The 17,051-nt window shown below is 64.5% G+C and carries 15 protein-coding genes and 2 pseudogenes; 7 read left to right on the top strand and 10 right to left on the bottom strand.

The genetic code is table 11. The features are described 5' to 3' along the window. Positions 1 to 35: 35 nt before the first annotated feature. Together RUGAMON1_RS28925 and RUGAMON1_RS28920 are read left to right on the top strand one after the other, a co-directional pair. On the top strand, positions 36 to 989 hold the full coding sequence (locus RUGAMON1_RS28925; protein ID WP_445233750.1) for an alpha/beta fold hydrolase: 954 nt from the start codon (positions 36 to 38) through the stop codon (positions 987 to 989). A 44-nt stretch (positions 990 to 1,033) separates the two neighbouring features. Beyond that, a complete protein-coding gene (locus RUGAMON1_RS28920) occupies positions 1,034 to 1,858 on the top strand; it encodes an AraC family transcriptional regulator (protein WP_445233749.1) in 825 nt (274 codons plus the stop codon). Here RUGAMON1_RS28920 and RUGAMON1_RS28915 read toward each other — a convergent pair. Together RUGAMON1_RS28915 and RUGAMON1_RS28910 are read right to left on the bottom strand one after the other, a co-directional pair. Then, complete coding sequence (locus RUGAMON1_RS28915; RefSeq protein ID WP_445233748.1) at positions 1,815 to 2,438, bottom strand: LysE family translocator; 624 nt, start codon at positions 2,436 to 2,438, stop codon at positions 1,815 to 1,817. The genes RUGAMON1_RS28920 and RUGAMON1_RS28915 overlap by 44 nt on opposite strands. A gap of 83 nt (positions 2,439 to 2,521) precedes the next feature. After that, positions 2,522 to 4,126, bottom strand: a complete 1,605-nt coding sequence (locus RUGAMON1_RS28910; protein WP_445233747.1) for an alpha-amylase family glycosyl hydrolase — start codon at positions 4,124 to 4,126, stop codon at positions 2,522 to 2,524. A 205-nt stretch (positions 4,127 to 4,331) separates the two neighbouring features. Here RUGAMON1_RS28910 and RUGAMON1_RS28905 point away from each other — a divergent pair, with 205 nt between their 5' ends. Then, positions 4,332 to 5,942 (top strand): sensor domain-containing diguanylate cyclase, encoded by a 1,611-nt coding sequence (locus tag RUGAMON1_RS28905; protein WP_510167303.1) that lies wholly within the window; start codon positions 4,332 to 4,334, stop codon positions 5,940 to 5,942. A 9-nt stretch (positions 5,943 to 5,951) separates the two neighbouring features. Here RUGAMON1_RS28905 and RUGAMON1_RS28900 read toward each other — a convergent pair whose 3' ends face one another. From RUGAMON1_RS28900 to RUGAMON1_RS28885, 4 genes are all read right to left on the bottom strand, one after another. Then, the gene (locus RUGAMON1_RS28900) at positions 5,952 to 6,686 is read right to left on the bottom strand and encodes a hypothetical protein (protein WP_445233746.1); all 735 of its coding nucleotides are present in this window, start codon (positions 6,684 to 6,686) and stop codon (positions 5,952 to 5,954) included. Between the two features lie 16 nt (positions 6,687 to 6,702). Beyond that, positions 6,703 to 7,461 (bottom strand): helix-turn-helix domain-containing protein, encoded by a 759-nt coding sequence (locus RUGAMON1_RS28895; protein WP_445233745.1) that lies wholly within the window; start codon positions 7,459 to 7,461, stop codon positions 6,703 to 6,705. Positions 7,462 to 7,658: 197 nt separating this feature from the next. Continuing rightward, a complete protein-coding gene (locus RUGAMON1_RS28890; protein ID WP_445233744.1) occupies positions 7,659 to 7,994 on the bottom strand; it encodes a collagen-like triple helix repeat-containing protein in 336 nt (111 codons plus the stop codon). Positions 7,995 to 8,095: 101 nt separating this feature from the next. Then, positions 8,096 to 8,794 carry a glutathione S-transferase family protein gene (locus RUGAMON1_RS28885; protein ID WP_445233743.1) on the bottom strand — a complete coding sequence of 233 codons (699 nt, stop codon included), beginning with the start codon at positions 8,792 to 8,794 and terminating at the stop codon, positions 8,096 to 8,098. Between the two features lie 92 nt (positions 8,795 to 8,886). On the opposite strand from RUGAMON1_RS28885, the gene RUGAMON1_RS28880 reads away from it, so the two are divergent. Further along, entirely contained in the window at positions 8,887 to 9,852 is a 966-nt protein-coding gene (locus RUGAMON1_RS28880; RefSeq protein ID WP_445233742.1) for a GlxA family transcriptional regulator, read from the top strand. A gap of 116 nt (positions 9,853 to 9,968) precedes the next feature. After that, complete coding sequence (locus RUGAMON1_RS28875; RefSeq protein ID WP_445233741.1) at positions 9,969 to 11,132, top strand: sensor histidine kinase; 1,164 nt, start codon at positions 9,969 to 9,971, stop codon at positions 11,130 to 11,132. Here RUGAMON1_RS28875 and RUGAMON1_RS28870 read toward each other — a convergent pair. Continuing rightward, positions 11,071 to 11,388, bottom strand: a complete 318-nt coding sequence (locus RUGAMON1_RS28870; RefSeq protein WP_445233740.1) for an antibiotic biosynthesis monooxygenase family protein — start codon at positions 11,386 to 11,388, stop codon at positions 11,071 to 11,073. The two genes, RUGAMON1_RS28875 and RUGAMON1_RS28870, sit on opposite strands and share 62 nt — an antisense overlap. A 152-nt stretch (positions 11,389 to 11,540) precedes the next feature. Here RUGAMON1_RS28870 and RUGAMON1_RS28865 point away from each other — a divergent pair, with 152 nt between their 5' ends. Beyond that, positions 11,541 to 12,395, top strand: coding sequence for a LysR substrate-binding domain-containing protein (locus RUGAMON1_RS28865; protein ID WP_445233739.1), 855 nt, complete (start codon positions 11,541 to 11,543; stop codon positions 12,393 to 12,395). Between the two features lie 19 nt (positions 12,396 to 12,414). On the opposite strand, the pseudogene RUGAMON1_RS28860 reads toward RUGAMON1_RS28865, so the two are convergent. From RUGAMON1_RS28860 to RUGAMON1_RS28850, 3 genes and pseudogenes are all read right to left on the bottom strand, one after another. Next, a pseudogene (locus tag RUGAMON1_RS28860) lies at positions 12,415 to 12,807 on the bottom strand (nuclear transport factor 2 family protein); the annotation flags it as partial. 51 nt (positions 12,808 to 12,858) lie between these two features. After that, positions 12,859 to 14,244, bottom strand: a pseudogene (locus RUGAMON1_RS28855) (FAD-binding oxidoreductase); the annotation flags it as partial. Between the two features lie 203 nt (positions 14,245 to 14,447). Continuing rightward, on the bottom strand, positions 14,448 to 15,869 hold the full coding sequence (locus tag RUGAMON1_RS28850; RefSeq protein WP_445233738.1) for an aspartate kinase: 1,422 nt from the start codon (positions 15,867 to 15,869) through the stop codon (positions 14,448 to 14,450). A 195-nt stretch (positions 15,870 to 16,064) separates the two neighbouring features. On the opposite strand from RUGAMON1_RS28850, the gene RUGAMON1_RS28845 reads away from it, so the two are divergent. Further along, positions 16,065 to 17,021: an MYG1 family protein gene (locus tag RUGAMON1_RS28845; protein ID WP_445233737.1), complete on the top strand. Its 957-nt coding sequence runs from the start codon at positions 16,065 to 16,067 to the stop codon at positions 17,019 to 17,021. The last annotated feature ends 30 nt before the right edge of the window (positions 17,022 to 17,051 follow it).

Raw genomic sequence — 17,051 nt, 5'->3', positions numbered from 1 at the left:
CTCACCTTATGGCTTACCTCAGGAGGAACACCAGAATGAAGCAGATCGTTATGACTATGCTGGCGCGGATGGCGGCGATGATGCTCGCCTGCGCCGTGCTGGGCGCGGGCGTGCAGGCACGGGCGCAGTCGCTGGAAACGGACAAGTCGCTGGAACACAGCATCAAGATCGTGCGTGTCCACAATCTCGATTTTCCCGTACTCGACGTCGGCAAAGGGCCTGTCGTCTTGCTGTTGCATGGCTTCCCCGATTCGCACCGCGTGTGGCGCAATCAGGTGGCGCCATTGGTGCGCGCCGGCTACCGCGTGGTGGCGCCGGACCTGCGCGGCTACGGCGACGCGCCGATCCTGCCGGCGGTGTCCGACTACACCATCGGCAAGGTGCTGGGCGACGTCACCGGCCTGCTCGATGTGCTCAACATCCAGCAGGCGCGCGTGGTCGGCCATGACTGGGGCGCGGTGGTGGCCTGGTATCTGGCGGCGTTCTATCCGGACCGGGTGGAGCGGCTGATGGTGATGTCGGTGGGCGCGCCGTGGAATCCGGAGTTCAACAGCATGGCCCAGCGCGAGAAATTCTGGTACTCGCTGTACTTCCAGTTCGAGGGCGTGGCGGAAGCGCGCTTTCAGCAGAACGACTTTGCTTTCTTCCACGCGCTGAGCCGTGACGAAGGCGATGTCGACGCGGCCATCGCGCACTTCAAGCTGCCGGGGACCTTGACGGCGGCGCTCAACTGGTACCGCGCCAATTCGAAGCCGTCCATGCCGCCGCCGGACGGCACGCCGGTGCCGCCGACGCCCAAGGTGCATTGCGATGTGCTGGGCGTCTGGAGCGAGCGCGACCACTACCTGACCGAGGAGCAGATGCAAGCCTCGGCCGACGATGTCACCGGCAAGTGGCACTACCAGAAAGTGGACCGCGCCGGCCACTGGATGATGCTGGAACGGCCGCGCCAGGTCAGCGAGCTGATGCTCGACTTCCTGGCGCGTTGAGCGGGACGCCGGCGGCCAGCCGCGTCATGCGGTATGCTGGCGGGATGCCGCATTCGAACCCCAAGCCCGGTCCCCGTTTCTGGCGGGACGCCAACCTGCCCTACATCGAGGCGCGGGCGGTTGGCGATGGGCGCAAGCTGGGCTACGCCAGGCACTCGCACGAGACTTTTTCGATCGGCGTGATCCGCGACGGGCACACCAACTACCTCAACCAGGCGTCGCGCCAGCTGGTGGGGCCGGGCGCCGTGGTGCTGATGAATCCGGGCGACGTCCATGCCTGCAACCCGGTGGGCGACCAGACCTGGTCGTATCGCATGCTGTATGTCGACCGCGCCTGGCTGGCCGGCTTGCAACAGGAATGGGGCTTCAGCGCCAACGGCGATTTCCGTCCCTTCGCCGCGACCATGAGCACGGCGCCCGCGCTGTATGTGGGATTCAACCATTTTTATGAGGTGCTGACGGCCGCCGCTTCCGACCATCTGCAGCGGCAGTGCGCGGCCGTGACCTTCTTCGAACAGGTCCAGTCCGGCCTCGATCCGGCCGCCATGGTCGAACGCGAAGCCAACCGCAAGCTCGAACGCGCGGCCGACTACATCAACGACAATTGCGCCGCCGCGCTCAAGCTGGAGGACATCTGCGGCGCGGCCGGGCTTTCCCCCTCCTACCTGATCCGCGCCTTCCGCAAGCGCTACGGCATGACGCCGCACGCCTACCTGCTGAACCGCCGCATCCAGCTGGCGCGCGGCCTGCTCAAGGAGGGCAGGGCGATTGCCGAGGTCGCACTGGAGACGGGCTTTGTCGACCAGGCGCACTTCCAGCGCATCTTCAAGCAATTGCTGGCGGCGACACCGGGACAGTACCTGCGCTGAACAACAGGTAGGCGGCGCTGGCCGCCAGCAGCAGCGCCATGGCGCGGTTAAACCGGCGCATCACGGCGGGATCGCTCAGGCTGCGGCGCAGGAAGGTGCCGGCATAAGCCCAGCAGGCGATCGACAGGTAGCAGATCACGAAATACAGCGCCGCGAACTGCCACACCAGCAGCGCGTCGCCGTCGGCGGCAAACGCGCCCATGCCCGCCACGGACGCCACCCACGCTTTGGGATTGAGCCATTGCATGGCCGCGCCGGCCGCCAGCGACGGCCCCCTGGCGGCGTCCCCGGGCGAGAGCGCGCCGTCGTCGCGCGCCAGCTTCCACGCCATGTACAGCAGGAAGGCGACGCCGGCCAGTTGTATCGCCCGCGTCAGGGCCGGCAGTTGGATCAGCAATTCATGCAGGCCCAGGCCGGTCAGCAGCAGCAGTGCGGTGAAGCCGACGGTGGCGCCGGTGACGTGGCGCATGCTGGCGCGAAAGCCATGCTGCGCGCCGCTGCTGAGGGCGACGATGTTGACCGGGCCGGGGGTAATCGACGAAGCCAGGGCGAAGGCTGCCATGGAAATCAGGATGCTCATAGTTGCGGGTCTCCGGTAAGAATGAATCATGCCGGAGCGACGATACGCGGCGCGCGCATCGTCGTATTGTAGAAAACAACCCTTCAGCAGGCGCGGATCACGCAGCCATGCGCGGCCAGCCTGCCGCGCGCCAGGTCCCAGCCGTCGGCATACAGGACTTGGCCGGCCGAGTCCGCCAACGTCACCGGCTGGTCCGACAGATTGGCCAGCACGGTGATGGCGTCGCCGCCGCTGCCGCGCCGCATGCCGATCACGCCTGGCGGCAGTTTCTCGATGAACGCGGTGGCGCCCTGGCGCAAGGCCGGGTGCGCGCGCCGCAAGGCCAGCAAGGCGCGGTAGTGGCTGTGCATGGCGGGGTTGAAAGCGCTCCAGTCGAGCCGGTAGCGGTCGAACAGCACCGTCCAGTCGCGCCAGCTGGGTTCGTCGAATTCCTGGCCCATCAGGATGTGCGGTACGCCATCCATGGTCAGCACCAGCGCCGCCGCCGCGCGGTGTACACCGGCGCCGAGCACCTTGCTGGCGCGCGCTTGTTCCTTGTCTTCCAGCCAGCGCATGCGCAGCGCGCCGCGCGGGAAGCTGTAGGTCGACTCCTGCCAGTACCGGGCGAAGGCGTGGGCGTCGGCCTGCCCGCAGGCCACGCGGCGCAGCATCTCGCGGGTGCCGCCTTCGTAGGTTAGGTCGCAGCTGTGCAGGTGGTGGAATTCGTCGCAGGACTGCGAGACCAGCGCGATGTCGGGCCGCAGCGCCGCCAGCGCGGTGCGGATCTCGGCCAGGAAATCGGTGGGCGTGATGTCGGAATCGTCGAAGCGCAAGCCGTCGAAGCCGTAGCGGCCGATCCAGCGCTGCATGGCCGCGATCAGGCTGCCGCGCAGCGCGCGGTTGCTGAAGTCGAAGCCGGCGAAGTACTCGCGCTGCGGCACCGCGTAATACACCTGGCCGCCGGCGTCGCGGGTGTACCAGTCGGGATGGGCGGCGGTCCAGGGATGGTCGGCGCTGCTGCGGTTGAGCGTCCAGTCGAACAACACGCGCATGCCGCGCGCGTGGATGGCGTCGACCAGCGCGTGCAGGGCGGCCTCGTCGCCCAGTGCCGGATCGATGGCGTCGAAGTCGAGCACCGCGTACGGATCGCCCAGCGCGCCGCGCCGGCCGCGGTGGCCGATGGGATGGATGGGCATCATCCAGATCACGTCGACGCCCAGCTGCTCCAGGTAGTCGAGGCGGGCGCGCACGCCGTCGAAATCGCCGCCGAAGGCGGGCACCGACAGCTGGTAGATCACCGCCTCGTGCAGCCACGCCGGGCTGGCCAGCGCCTGATGGCGCCGGTACAGCGGGCCGGCCGCGTCGGCTTTCAGGCCGCGCCGGCGCATCAGCACGTCGCCATGCTCGTCGACCGTCAGGCAGGAGTTGTTCTGGCCGTCCTCCGAGATCCAGGGATTGGCCGGATCCGGTATCCAGTGCGCGCCATCGACCACGAGTTTGTACAAGTGGCGGCCGGCGGCGATCGGCAGCGTGCATTCCCAGTGGCCGGGCGCCACTTGCTCGAACTGGCAGGCGTCGCCCACCCAGCAGTTGAAAGTGCCGGCCAGCGCGACGCTGCGCAGCTCCGGCGCGCCCCGGTAACGAAAGCGGACGCCTTGCGCGCAGCGTTGGGGGAGTTGCTCTGGGGAGGTCTCGAATTGGATGTTCATTGTGTTATTCAACTACAAAAATGTATTTAAGTAAATATATATCCCTTGAATCCATGTAATTCAATGAACTTTCAATGTAGTTTAGGTACTTTGTGTGGATTGCTTGATATGGCGCAAATGCTGTGATTATTCGAGAGTTTCCACTGAGCAGAAAGCGCACATACTTAACGTCTTGCCCGCTAGATTATTCTTCGAGGTGACACCAATGATGTTCAGCAACATGTCGGAACGCCGCTTTGGGTCGCCGTTCGCCCGCCTTCCTCCACGATTGCCTGTCATGTACCTGGCCATTTTCTTTGTTGTCCTGGTGTGCATCTCGCTGGTAGGCGTCCAGGTATGGCTGACCGCGCACGCCCGCAGCGTGCAGCTGAACGAATCGGAAATCGCCGCCGCCAACCTCGCGGAGGCCGTGGGCCAGCATGCTTATGACACGATCAAGGAAGCCGATACGGTCCTGGTCGGGCTGGTGGAGCGGCTCGAAAACGACGGGAAACTGGAGCCTGAGCTCGACCGCTTCCATAAGCTGCTGGTGCACCGCGTTGCGGAGTTGCCGCAACTGCACGGCTTATTTGTCTACGGCGACGATGGCCGCTGGCTGGTCAATTCCCGACCCGAGCTGCTGCAGGGGAAAAACAACTCGGATCGCGAGTATTTCATCTACCACCGCGAGCATGCGGATCGGGGCGTGCATATCGGCCCGCCCTTGCGCAGCAAATCGACCGGCGATTGGATCGTCACCGTGTCGCGCCGCTACAATCAGCCGGACGGCTCTTTTGGTGGCGTAGTGCTGGCGGCCATCAATATGGACTACTTCCAGAAGTTTTTCGAGCGCTTCAAAATCGGCGAGGACGGCGCGATTCAGCTGGCGCTGGATGACGGCATCATGCTGGTGCGGCGGCCGTTCAACGAAAAATCGCTGGGCCGGGATATTTCGAAACTGCCGCTGTTCCACGATTACTTGCCCAAGGCGCCAGTCGCGACCGTGATGTTTACGTCGGCACAAGACGGCGTGACACGGATCAATAGCTACCGGCGTTTGGAACAATACCCGCTGGTGGTCTCGGCCGCGCTGTCCAAGGACGAGGTGCTGGCGCAATGGCGGGCCGATGCTTATCTCTACGGCGCCGGCGTCGTCATCCTGGTGCTGGGGATAAGCTTGCTGGGAATCCGGCTGGTGCGGCAGATTAATCTGCGGACACAGGCTGAAGCGGAACTGGTGCGTGCGCGCAATTCGCTGGTGACGCTGAATCAAACGCTGGAGCGCTTGGCGATGCAGGATGGCATGACCGGCCTGTCCAATCGCCGGCATTTCGATGCGACATTGAAGAGCGAATTCAGCCGGGCGATGCGCGGCGCCAGTTCGCTGGCGCTGGTCATGATCGATGTCGATTCCTTCAAGCAGTACAACGATATCTTCGGCCATGCGGCCGGCGACGAGTGCCTGAAGGCGATCAGCAAGGTGGTGGCCGACTGCAAGCACAGGCCGGGCGATATCGCCGCGCGCTACGGCGGCGAAGAATTGGCGGTGCTGCTGCCGGGGACGGATGTGGCGGGGGCGCTGGCGGTCGCCGAGCATATCCGCGCGGCGATCGAAGACCTGTACATCACGCATCCCGGCAGCGCCACCGGCTACGTGACGGTCAGCGCCGGGGTCGAATCGTTCGCGCCGGTGCGGTTCGAGACCGAGCCGGTCGACCTGGTCAAGGCTGCCGACCAGGCGCTGTACCGCGCCAAGTCGCTGGGGCGCAATCGCGTCCATTCGAACATCATCGAGCGGGAAGTGCGATCGGTCTCCAGCGTGGGGATGGCTGGATAGGCCGGGGCGCTATTCCCTGGAGGTCGGCGAGATCGTTTTGCTCACTTTGCCAGTCTCGTCCAGCATCTGGATTTCGGCCTTGCCATCGGCACTGACCAGCAGCTTCATGCGTGGGCGGCCCTGAGCGTCCTTCAGTTGCAAGGACGCGCCTTTGTCGCCGGTGTTGCCCAGCCAGATGCGGTTGTTGCCCAGACGGCCCTGTTCGTTCAGTTTCTGCCAATAGGCTCGCTGCTCGGACGGGGGCAACTTGCTGGCTGCCTCGTGAAAGCGGCTGTTGTCTTCCAGCGAAGTCACCGTATAAAGCGGAACGTCGTTGATCTTGATCACGGTCTGCTGATGGGTGGCGCTGTCGTTGTTCAGCAACTGCAGGGCCTGGTCCTGGCGGAAGCGGTCGAAGGTCAGCGACAAGCCGGACGAGACCTTGCCGTCGGCGGCGATGGCGCCTTTCTGGATCAAGCCGCCGTTCTCCGTGCCTTCCTCGTTGATGAACAGCATGCCCGCAAAGTCCCTGCGATCGGGCCGGGCGCCTTCCTTGCCCTGCACGAAGTCGCCGGGGAACTGCGCCTTGTTGGAAATGACGATGCGCTTGGTGCCGTCCGGTTCAACGATGTTGATACGGCCGACCGTGATCTCGTCGAATTTCTCGTGCCTGATCGGTTCCCTGGCCCCCGTCAGGAAAAATACCGCCGCCAGCGCGCTGGCCATCGTGCTTGCACCTGCCAGGAAGGTTCTGATTTGCGTCATGATGCGTCTCCTTTGTTTATTTCAAATCGTTTTGAATCGCCGCGCCGGCCTTGCGCATCCGCCATTCCAGCACCACGGTCAGCGCGCCGCAAAATGCCAGCAGCCCGCCCAGATATTGCAACACCCGGTTGAGCGGCGAATGCTCGTCGCGCACCGCGGCCAGTTCGAACTTGCGCCGGCCGTCGCCGGCGCTTTCGAAGAACACGCTGCCCCGGCTCTCCCGGGTTTCGACCGTCGCCAGCTTGACCCGCTCGGATTCGAACTCCGCCAGCAATCGGGCGCGCTCTTCGCGGCTGATGGTGTTGGCGATGACCCTCAGGTCCTGGATCTTTTCGAACTGGTCAAAAATGGTGTCCGATTCGTTCTTGAGCAGCACGCCTTTGGATATGTACTTGTAGCGATGGTTGGACGAGAAAATGCCGTCGTTGGCGGCCAACATCAGTGCGAAACCCAGGGCGCCCGCGGCGGCCGCGCCGAACAGCCATTTCCTGGCGTCGTGGACGCGGCGGGTGACGGCGCCGTTGAGGAATTGGCTGACCTCGGGGATATGGCGCAGCGAGGTGTGCAGCACGTTCTTGTCGATCCCGCCCAGGAATTCCCTGGCGTCGAGCTCCAGCGCGGTGACGATGGCGCTGAACATGTCGGCGGAAGGCTGCGATTTGTCGTTTTCCAGCTTGGACAGGTAGGACTGCTCGATGCCGATGGCGGCCGACATCTGCGGCTGCGTGAGATTTCTTTCCGTTCTGATTTGCTTGAGTCGCTCGCCAAAATTCATCGCGGGGGGCCTTTTTCAAATTGTGTGGGCATATTCTTGAGGATTCACCCATGAATGAGAAGGTGAATATGCTTGAATATCGACGAATATTGCGGTTTTGGCAGTAATTTTTCGATGGACGTAAAAAAGGGCTGGTCAGTTCGCACTGACCAGCCCTTTTTACGGGCGGCGCCGATTGGTCGACGCCGCTGGCGGAATTAACGTTGCGGGACGACGATCACGGTGTCGCCGGTTTTGCCTTTGGCGCCGGTGTCGCCCTTGACGCCGTCGTAGCCGGGAGCGCCGACCTCGCCTTTGGCGCCGGACTCACCCTTGGCGCCGTCCACGCCAGGTGCGCCGCTGTCGCCGGCCTGGCCGGTGGCGCCGGTGGCGCCGGGGCGGGCCTCAGCGCCGGTGGCGCCAGTCGCACCGGTAGCGCCGGGCGCGCCGGCGGGGCCGGCGACGACTTGCACCACAGGTGGCGGCGTCTGGCGCTGGCAGGCGGTCAGGGCGAAGGTGGAGGCGAGGGCGAGCAAGATCAGGGTATGTTTCATGATGTATCCTTTGGCAGTGACTGCGCCGCGGCATGCGGAGGTCTGAATGCAGCATGCGCCAGTCTGCCGCGCCGGTCCGTGCGATTCAGTACATAGCGGACTCACCCAGTGAAATGCGCCGAGATGGGCTGTTCGGTGGCGTCAAGCACAAACTCGCGCAGGTCCGCGAAGGCGGCGCCGAATGCCGGCCGCTGCGAGATGCGTGCGATGTATCGCTGGAATATGTCGTCGCCACACAGGCCATAGCCGCGCGCCCAGACCACCGCGTGTCCGACGATGCAATCGGCCGCGGTAAATTGCTGCCCGCAGACGAAGGGCGCCTGCGCCAGCCGCGCGGCAAGCTGGGGTTCGACCTCCTGCTGGAACTTCCTGCGGTATCGCGCCACCGTGCGCGGGTCGCGCTCCGATTCCGGCAAGACATGCTCGTGGGCGCGGATCTGCCACAGCATCATGTCCATCCAGGTCGATCCGAAGTGCAGCATTTGCAGGTAGTCGGCGCGCTCGGGCGACGCCGCCGGGGCCGGCGCCAGACCGGCATCGGGGTAGGCGTCGGCAAGCAGGGCGACCATGGCGGCGCTTTCGAGCATGTGCTGCGAAGAACCGTTGTCCCAAGTAATCTCCAGCACCGGCACGTTATGGTTGGGATTGAGACGCATGAACTCGGCGGAATACTGCACGGCGCCGCACAGGTCTATTTTCTCGACGCCGAACGCGTTTCCAACGACCTCATGCAACATCCATTTGGTGCGGGCGCTTCGGCTGGCGGGGTAATGGTACAGTTTTAGGTGTTTAATTAACAAGATTGTCTCCCGGGATCGAATGCCACAGTCTGGCCTCTGGCAGCTTGCCGGTGAAGTATCATATTTGACATTTTCTATGTCAAAATGGACAAATGAAGATCATCACTGTTCTGGTGTTGGACGGCCTGTTCGACAGCAGCTTGTCGATTACGCTCGATACCTTGCATGCGGCGCAGTCCATTCTTGCGGCGCGCGGCGGTGCGCCGCAAGTGCAGGTCAGGACCATCGCCGCCAGGTCGTACGTCACCACCGGCGCCGGCATGCGGCTGAAGGCCGACCTCCAGCTCAAGACAGCAAAACAGGAAGTAGCGGACTGGATCATTGTTCCAGGCCTGGGCCACCGTTCGGATCGGGAGCTCAGCGAAGGGTTTGCGCGCAGCGATACCATGCAGGCGATGCGCTGGCTGGCCGCGGCGGGAGCGGGCAAGGCCAGGATAGCGGCCTCATGCAGCGCGGTGTTTCTGCTGGCGCAGGCCGGTTTGCTGGACGGCCGCAAGGCGACCACGGCATGGTGGCTGGCCCAGGCATTCCGGGCGCGCTATCCGGCGGTGCTGCTCGACGAAGCGCGCATGCTGGTGCGCGACGGGCCATGCCTGACTGCGGGCGCGGCCTTGTCGCAGCTGGATTTGATGCTGGCCGTCGTGTCCGACGTGTTTGGCGAGTCGGTGGCGCATTTGTGTTCGCGCTATCTGCTGATCGACCAGCGCGCTTCGCAGGCGCGCTACATGATGCGCGACCATCTGCAGCATGAAGACCAGACGGTGATTGCGGCGGAGCGCTGGATCGATGCGCATCTGGCGCAGCCGATGACGGTGACTGCGCTGTCTTCCGAACTGGCGCTGTCGCCCAAGACGCTGGCGCGGCGCATCGCGGCGGCGACCGGCGTATCGCCGATCAAATTCATTCAACGGCGGCGTTTGTCGCGTGCCGCGCATTTGCTGGAAACGACGGCGCTGTCGATCGAAGCGGTCGCGGCGCAGGTCGGTTACCAGGACAGCACCGCCTTGCGTAAATTGATCAAGCGCGAGTTTGGCGTCACGCCGAGCACCTTGCGCTGACCCGCCCGGTCCACCGGAAGGTCAGCCAGGCGGCAACTTGGGTGCTACTGTGTTACTGTGGCTCACCAGACTGTTGTCTCTGAGATCGTTTTTTTTTGCTGTGAAAGAGTATCAACATGAGCCTGTCGGCTTTTATACGTTCCGATATGACGGAGATTCTTACCGAGTGGACGGCTTTTGCGAAAAAAGCCGCACCGCTCGGTGGGGAGATGTCCGACCTGGCTTTGACCGATCATGCCGAGGCCATTCTTTGCGCCATTGCTGACGATATTGAGAAGCATCAGAGCATGCAACAGCAATACGAAAAGTCCCAGGGCGGCGAGGCGGACGACGGCGACGAGGAGAGCGCCGCGGCGATACACGGACGGCTGCGACAGGCGAGTAATTTTTCGCTCTTGCAACTCAGTTCGGAATTTCGAGCGCTGAGGGCGACCGTCTTGCGTCTGTGGTTGCCCCGCGTCCATCAAATGTCGGAAACGACGATACAGGAGATGGTCCGGTTTAACGAGGCGATCGATCAGGCGCTGGCGGAATCGATAGTGACCTTCTCTGCCCGGGCGGACCGCACGCGGGATTTGTTCCTCGCCGTGCTAGGGCATGATTTGCGGGCGCCGCTTGCCACCGTTTCATTGGCCGGCGAGCTGCTCACGCGGGCAGCGCTGCCCCACGAACAGGTCGCTCCGCTGGGGCAGAAAGTCAAGCGCAGCGCGATGCTGATGAGTTTGATGGTCACCGATCTGCTGGGATTTACTCGTCTGCAGATGGGGGCGGGCATGCCGACCAAGCGGTCGATGATCGATGCGGAGGAAGTGTGCAAAGCGGCGGCGGCCGATGCGGGCGCGATGTACCCGGGCAGCGCCATCGTTTTTCAGTCCAGCGGTAATTTGACTGGCGCGTTTGACGCCGTTCGCTTGCAGCAATTGTTGACCAACCTGTTGATCAACGCCGCCCAGTACAGCGCAAAAAGCCATGACATTACGCTGCTGGCAGCCGGCGACGAGCAGGCCATCACGTTCAAAGTGAGCAATCGGGGGCCGGTGATACCGGAGGAGTCGCTTAAAACCATCTTCCAGCCGCTGGTCCAGCTGGATCCGGATAGCGACGACGATGCCAGGCCGAAGACCAGCCTGGGTCTCGGCCTGTTCATCGCTCATGAGACTACGACGGCCCACGACGGCAAGATCACCGTGACGTCCAACCTGGCCGAGGGCACGGTCTTTACGGTTCGTTTTCCCCGCGATGACGAAACGCGCTTTCGCGCTGCAGATGGCAAATCTTGACGTTGTATTCTGAAAAAAAGCTGCCGCGTCCCTGCTTTTTCGCGGCGACGTGTTCCGGATGCGCGGCCCAGGTCCGCATGCCTTCCTCGGTTTCAAATTCGACGATGGTGACCCGCTCGCCGTCCTGAGCGGTGAAGCCCTTGTGCGAAACATGGCCGGGGATTTCTTTTGCCAGCATGCTCATGCGGCTGGCCCATTCCAGGTACTCGGCCTGGTGCTCTGGATTCAAGCGCGATCTGAAGACGACGACTATCATTTTTCCTGATCCTCCGGTGATCGAATGCCAAGTTGCGCCTGAGCGCCTCGCATCAAGCGGCATGGTGCAAGGATGATAGGCGTGGACTCAAAATAAGGAAAACGAATGATTTTGATAGAATCAATCAATTATTTTGATGAAATGGCGGCATCGTGGGTAACGACATCGACCTTGCTTTGCTGCGCGCCTTGCTCGCCATCGCCGAAGGCGGCAGCTTCACGGCGGCTTCGCGCCGGCTGAACCTGACGCAATCGGCGGTCAGCATGCAGATCAAGCGCCTGGAAGAGATCGCCGGAGGCGTGCTGTTCGAGCGCAATTCGCGCAACGTGAGCTTGAACCGCCGCGGCGAATTAATGCAAAGCCATGCCCGCCGCATGCTCTCGCTGAACGATGAAATGCTGGCCCACATGCGCGACGATTGCTATACCGGGCTGGTACGGATAGGGGCAATCGAGGATTATGCGGCGCAAGCGATGCCGGCCATCCTGGCGGCCTTCATGGCGGCGCATCCGACGATCGCCGTGGAAGTGGAAACCGGCTTCACGCCGGCCCTGCTGGAGCGCCTGGGCGATGACTTCGATATGGTGTTGGCGATGCACCCGGCGGGCGCCGCGCGCGGCGAAGTCATCCGCCGAGAGCGCGCGGTGTGGCTGGGTTCGCGCCGGCATGCCTGCCACGAGCAGGCCGTGCTGCCCCTGGCATTGCATCCGCCTGGCTGCCAATTCCGGGCTGCCGCATTGACGGCGCTCGATCAGGCCAGGCGGCGCTGGCGGCTCGCGTATCTGTCGCAAAGCATGGGCGCCATCGACGGCGCCGTCGCCGCCGGGCTGGCCATCACGGTGGGGAAGGCGGGGTTGCAGGCCCATGGTTTGGATCGGCTGACCGAGGCCGACGGCCTGCCGCCCTTGCCCACATTCGAGATCGCCCTGCATCGGGCGCCGCGACGGCAAAGCGCCGGCGCCACCGCGCTTGCCGAGCTTCTGCTCGCAACCGAAGCAGCGGCGTGAGGATGTTCAATCACCGGCCTTAATGATGCAGTTCGGTGGCGGCCGATGGCTGAGCCGTTGGCCCGGGCTGGAACGCTCGTTCGCTTGCCGCCGTGTCGTAGAACGCCTCAAACCGCGCCACTTTGCCGTCCCGCAAAGTAAACACGTGGACCCAGGAACTGTCGTACGCGCGGCCGGTTGGCTTGGCCAGCCAGCTCGCGTCGCCGACGACGACCACCTTGTCGCCCTCGGCGATGAACTGTTTCGGTTCAAAGCGGAGGGTCTGCACGGAGGCGTCGAGCTTGGCGAAGAACTGCGCAATGCCCGACTTGCCGTGGAAGTTGCCGGAGAAAGGCAGCAGCTCCGATTCCGGCGTGCTCCACTCGGCGGTTTCGTGATAGCGGGTCAGCAAATGCTGGATGTCGCCGTTTTGGTAGTCCTGGTAACCCTCGATCACCACTTGCTTGTTTTCCTCCGTCGCGGACGAAGCCGGGTGGATGTTCTGGTTGGTCCGGAACAGATTGTCGGGATCATATTGCCGCTTGATCTGCGCCAGGCGCTGATAGTTTGCGCCGTACGCGTCGGCGGTGCGCCCGCTCTCGTCCTGGGTCAGGAAGTTGACATAGACGCTGCCGGTTGCGTAGGGCGCGGAGGCGTTGAAAAAGTCGCGCGCCCAGGCTATGCAGCGGGCGTCGTCGGCCGGATCCTCCCAGCGCGTGTGCACGTTCATCACATACAGCGCGTCGCGGTGCGGATAGGCCGTGTCGCCCGGCGCGGGCCGGCCCGCCTGTCCGCCCAGCAGTCCGAGGAATATCTCGCATTGCGGCGTCGGCAGCTTGCCGGCGTAGTGGATGACGGTGTCGATGGCCTGATCGCTGAGCTGCGTGAAATTATGCGATTTCCAGTAGTTGCGCGCCCCTGGCGTCAGCAGCGGATCGAAGGCCTGCTGCCAGGCGACGTAAGGCATGGCGCCGACATGCATGCCCAGCGGCGCGCCGAACCGGGCGATGCGATCGATCGCATGCTGCACGGCATCCGGCGGCTGGCGCGAGAAGATGGGCAGCACCAGCACGTCCTGTCCATGCACCGCCGGCGGCAGGAAGGGCAGCGGCGGCGCCTGGCGCAGGACGGCCCAGACCGTGAGCTCGTCCGGCATCTGGTCGACGAAAGCGCGGTACTGCGCCAGCACGGCCTTGGCCTGGGCCAGCGGGAAAACGACCAGCCCGGCCGTGACGTCGGGGCCGACCGGATGCAGTTGAAATTCAAACCGGGTGACCACGCCGAAGTTGCCGCCGCCGCCACGGATGGCCCAGAACAGGTCGGGGTGTTCGGTGGCGCTGACGTGCAGCCGCCGGCCGTCGGCCGTGATCAGGTCGGCCGCCAGCAGATTGTCCGCCGCCAGGCCCAGCGTTCGGCTGAGCCAACCGAAGCCGCCGCCCAGCGTCAGCCCGGCGACGCCGGTGGTGGAGTTGATCCCCAACGGCGTGGCCAGCGCGTACGCCTGCGCTTCGTGATCGAAGTCGTGCAGCGTGGCGCCGCCTTCGACGTAGGCGCGGCGCTGCTCCGGATCGATCTGGACCGAGTTCATGGCCGACAGATCGATCACCAGTCCGTCGTCGCACAGCGCGCTGCCGGCGATGTTGTGGCCGCCGCCGCGCACGGCAAGGCTGAGGCCATGGTCGCGCGCATAGGCCAGCGCGGTGCGGACGTCGGCCGTGCCCGCGCAGCGCACGATAGCGGCCGGGCGCCGGTCTATCATCCCGTTCCAGAGCGCGCGCGCGGCGTCGTAGCCGGCATCGCCGGCTTGTAATAGTTGTCCTCTGAGCGAGGCGCGAAGTCCATTCAGTTGATCGTTCGTTCCAGTATTCATAGCGCATCTCCAGGTCGCGGCTGACGTTGATGTCTCGACGCGCAAGCCGGTGCTGACACGATCGGGCGGCGCGTGCTTCATCATAGGAAGCGGGTGCGCGCTCACGCAAGCACAGGAGTTTGAAATACAGGAGCTTTCAATACAGGGGAACGGCCAGCGCCAACATGGCGCGATCCTGGCGGCGCCGTGCCTTGCCGGCTTGGTTAAGCGGCTACGCCGGGGCCTGGTCCGAAGAATTCAGCGTGGATGAGGCGCAATGCCAGGCGCCGGTCGTTGCGGTCGACCAGCATATAGGCCGCCACTTCGCTGGCGCCGGCGGCCGCCAGCGTGACGCGCACGCCGCCGGCCAGCGCCGCCGACAAGGCGCGGCTGGCGATCGCGCTGCCGACGTTCGAGGCGTCGAGCACGCCGTCGCCGACCACCGCCACGATGGCGACCGCGTCGTTGCGGCTCACTTCGACCACGCCGGCCATGTGATGCGCCGCCAGCGTCTGGTAGGCCGCGTCGAGGTGTTCGCGCGCCAGCAAGACGTTGATCGCCGTCTGCGCCGTCAGCACGCTCTTGATGTTGATGCCGTTGCGGTCGAGCGCGGCGGTGACTTCGGCCAGGATGCCGGACTTGAAGCCGACCCCGGGACCGTGCAGCTTGAGGATGGCCACGTCGTCGCTGGACGAGACGCTCTTGACGACATCGTGGGTGACGGTGCGGGCGTCGTCGATCACGGTGAACGCGTGCAGGCCGAGGTCGGGGCGGGTGATGTTCAGGATGCGGATCGGGATCGCCTGGTCGAACAGCGGCTCGACCGTGCGCGGATGGAGGATCTTGGCGCCGAAGTAGGACAGTTCGGCCGCCTCCAGGTAGTGCAGCTTGGCGATCGAATGCGGCGCCGCGACCGCGCCCGGGTCGGCGCTGAGGAAGCCGTCCACGTCCTTCCACACGTCGAGCGACTCGGCGCCGATGCAGCGCGCGATCGACGCCGCCGAATAGTCGGAGCCGCCGCGCCCGAACAGGGTGGTCTTGCCGTCCGCGCTGACGCCGTAGAAGCCGGGCACCACCACCACGCCGTCGCCGGCCAGGGCGGCCGCCACCGGCCCGGCGCTGGCCTCGAAATCGCAGGCGGCGTTGCCGAACACGCCGTCGGTGACCAGGCCGATATCCTCCGGCAGCGCTTCGCGCGCGGCGACGCCGCGGCTTTGCAGCACCGCCGTCAGCAGCAGACTGGACAGGCGCTCGCCATAGCTGAGGATGACGTCGTTGACGAAGTCGGGGACGTCGCCGATGTAGTGGATGCCGGTCAGGAAGCGTTCAAGCTGGTCCAGGCGGGCGTTCAGGGCGGCCTCGGTGCGCGTGCGCTGCAGGGGATCGGCGATGTTCGCGTTCAGGATCTCCTTCTTCAGGGCGCGCAAGGTCAGCGTGTAGTCGCGGCTCTCGGTCAGCGCGGACAGCGTGCCGGCGCCCTCCTTGGCGGCCTGGACGCAGGCGACCAGGGCGTTGGTGATGCCGAAAAATGCCGACACCACCAGCACCAGCGGGCGCTGGTAGGTTTGCACGACATTGACCACGCGATCGATATCGTCCGGGCGGCGCAGGTTGGAGCCTCCGAACTTGACGACGATTTTCTTCATGTTTTCTTCCTGGACGGGCGCTGCGACTATCGGGCCTTGCGGTGCGGCTTGAAAGTATGGGCGAGCGGCCGCTGCTTGTCAAAGTGCGGGCGGTATCCGGCGCCACCGGGATTTGCCGGCCTTTGCCGGCCTTTGCCATCAGTGCCACGGCCGCGACGGTATATCATGGCGGTTGTTTCAACGATAGGACCAGGCATGATCATAGCGACTCACAGCGGCAAGTTTCACGCGGACGACGCGTGGGCGGTCGCCGTACTGAAGGTGTTATTCCCCGACGCGGACATTATCCGGACGCGCGACCCTGCGGCCATTGAGGCGGCCGACTTTGCCGTCGACGTCGGCGGCATCTGGGACCCGGCCAGCGGCCGCTTCGACCATCATCAAAAAGGCTTCAGCGGCGCGCGCCAGAGCGGCGTGCCGTATGCCAGCGCGGGCCTGGTGTGGCGGGAATACGGCGCGCGCTGCGTGGCGGCGCTGGCCCTGGGGCATTGCGGGCACCAGCTGACGGACGATAAGGCGCGGGAAATGGCCTATGGCATCGATGCGGATGTGGTGCAGTACCTCGATTTGTCGGATGTGGGGGCGGCCAAGAGCGCGCCGGGCGGGTACGGACTGTCGGCCGTGATCTCGGGCTACAACACCAACTGGCTCGACGAGCAAAGGCTGGGCTACGGCGGGGCGGCGGATGCGTACCGGCTGGACCAGTTCCGCCGTGCGATGGCGGTGCTGACCGACGTCATGCTCAATGCCGTGAGATACCGGCTGGGCGCATTGCTGGCGCTGGAGCAGGTCCGGCAAGGGGAGGTGCTCGATGGCGGCCAAGTGCTGTTCCTGAAAAACGGCGCGCTGCCGTGGGGCCAGGTGGTACGCAAGGAAATGCCGAAGGTGCTGTTCGTCATCAGCCATAACGTCGCCGAGCAACGTCACATGTTGCATACCGTCTCGGTCAGCCCCGAAAGTTTCGAGGCGCGGGCCGACTTGCCTGAAGCGTGGGCGGGATTGCGCGACGCCGAGCTGGCGGCGGTCACCGGCGTGCCGGATGCTGGGTTCTGCCATAACGGCAGGTTTATCGCGTCTGCCAAGTCGTATGAGGGGATACGTGCGATGGCGGTGCTGGCGCTGGAGGCCGTCGCTGCAGGCGGGGCGGGCTAAGCGGCGCTGCACACGGAGCCAGCGTGTCTG

Origin of the sequence: Duganella rhizosphaerae (assembly GCF_040364205.1) — a bacterium.
In the GTDB taxonomy this organism is placed as follows: Bacteria; Pseudomonadota; Gammaproteobacteria; order Burkholderiales; family Burkholderiaceae_D; genus Rugamonas; species Rugamonas rhizosphaerae.
Note: the sequence above shows the minus strand (reverse complement) of the source record. Positions and strands in the feature narration are given on the sequence as shown.

Excerpts from the sequence above, each read along its gene's own strand:
- RUGAMON1_RS28900 (WP_445233746.1), bottom strand. The coding sequence starts at position 6,686 with ATGACGCAAATCAGAACCTTCCTGGCAGGTGCAAGCACGATGGCCAGC.
- RUGAMON1_RS28925 (WP_445233750.1), top strand. The coding sequence starts at position 36 with ATGAAGCAGATCGTTATGACTATGCTGGCGCGGATGGCGGCGATGATG.
- RUGAMON1_RS28920 (WP_445233749.1), top strand. The coding sequence starts at position 1,034 with ATGCCGCATTCGAACCCCAAGCCCGGTCCCCGTTTCTGGCGGGACGCC.
- RUGAMON1_RS28875 (WP_445233741.1), top strand. The coding sequence starts at position 9,969 with ATGAGCCTGTCGGCTTTTATACGTTCCGATATGACGGAGATTCTTACC.
- RUGAMON1_RS28850 (WP_445233738.1), bottom strand. The coding sequence starts at position 15,869 with ATGAAGAAAATCGTCGTCAAGTTCGGAGGCTCCAACCTGCGCCGCCCG.
- RUGAMON1_RS28915 (WP_445233748.1), bottom strand. The coding sequence starts at position 2,438 with ATGAGCATCCTGATTTCCATGGCAGCCTTCGCCCTGGCTTCGTCGATT.
- RUGAMON1_RS28905 (WP_510167303.1), top strand. The coding sequence starts at position 4,332 with ATGATGTTCAGCAACATGTCGGAACGCCGCTTTGGGTCGCCGTTCGCC.
- RUGAMON1_RS28910 (WP_445233747.1), bottom strand. The coding sequence starts at position 4,126 with ATGAACATCCAATTCGAGACCTCCCCAGAGCAACTCCCCCAACGCTGC.
- RUGAMON1_RS28870 (WP_445233740.1), bottom strand. The coding sequence starts at position 11,388 with ATGATAGTCGTCGTCTTCAGATCGCGCTTGAATCCAGAGCACCAGGCC.
- RUGAMON1_RS28845 (WP_445233737.1), top strand. The coding sequence starts at position 16,065 with ATGATCATAGCGACTCACAGCGGCAAGTTTCACGCGGACGACGCGTGG.
- RUGAMON1_RS28880 (WP_445233742.1), top strand. The coding sequence starts at position 8,887 with ATGAAGATCATCACTGTTCTGGTGTTGGACGGCCTGTTCGACAGCAGC.
- RUGAMON1_RS28895 (WP_445233745.1), bottom strand. The coding sequence starts at position 7,461 with ATGAATTTTGGCGAGCGACTCAAGCAAATCAGAACGGAAAGAAATCTC.
- RUGAMON1_RS28890 (WP_445233744.1), bottom strand. The coding sequence starts at position 7,994 with ATGAAACATACCCTGATCTTGCTCGCCCTCGCCTCCACCTTCGCCCTG.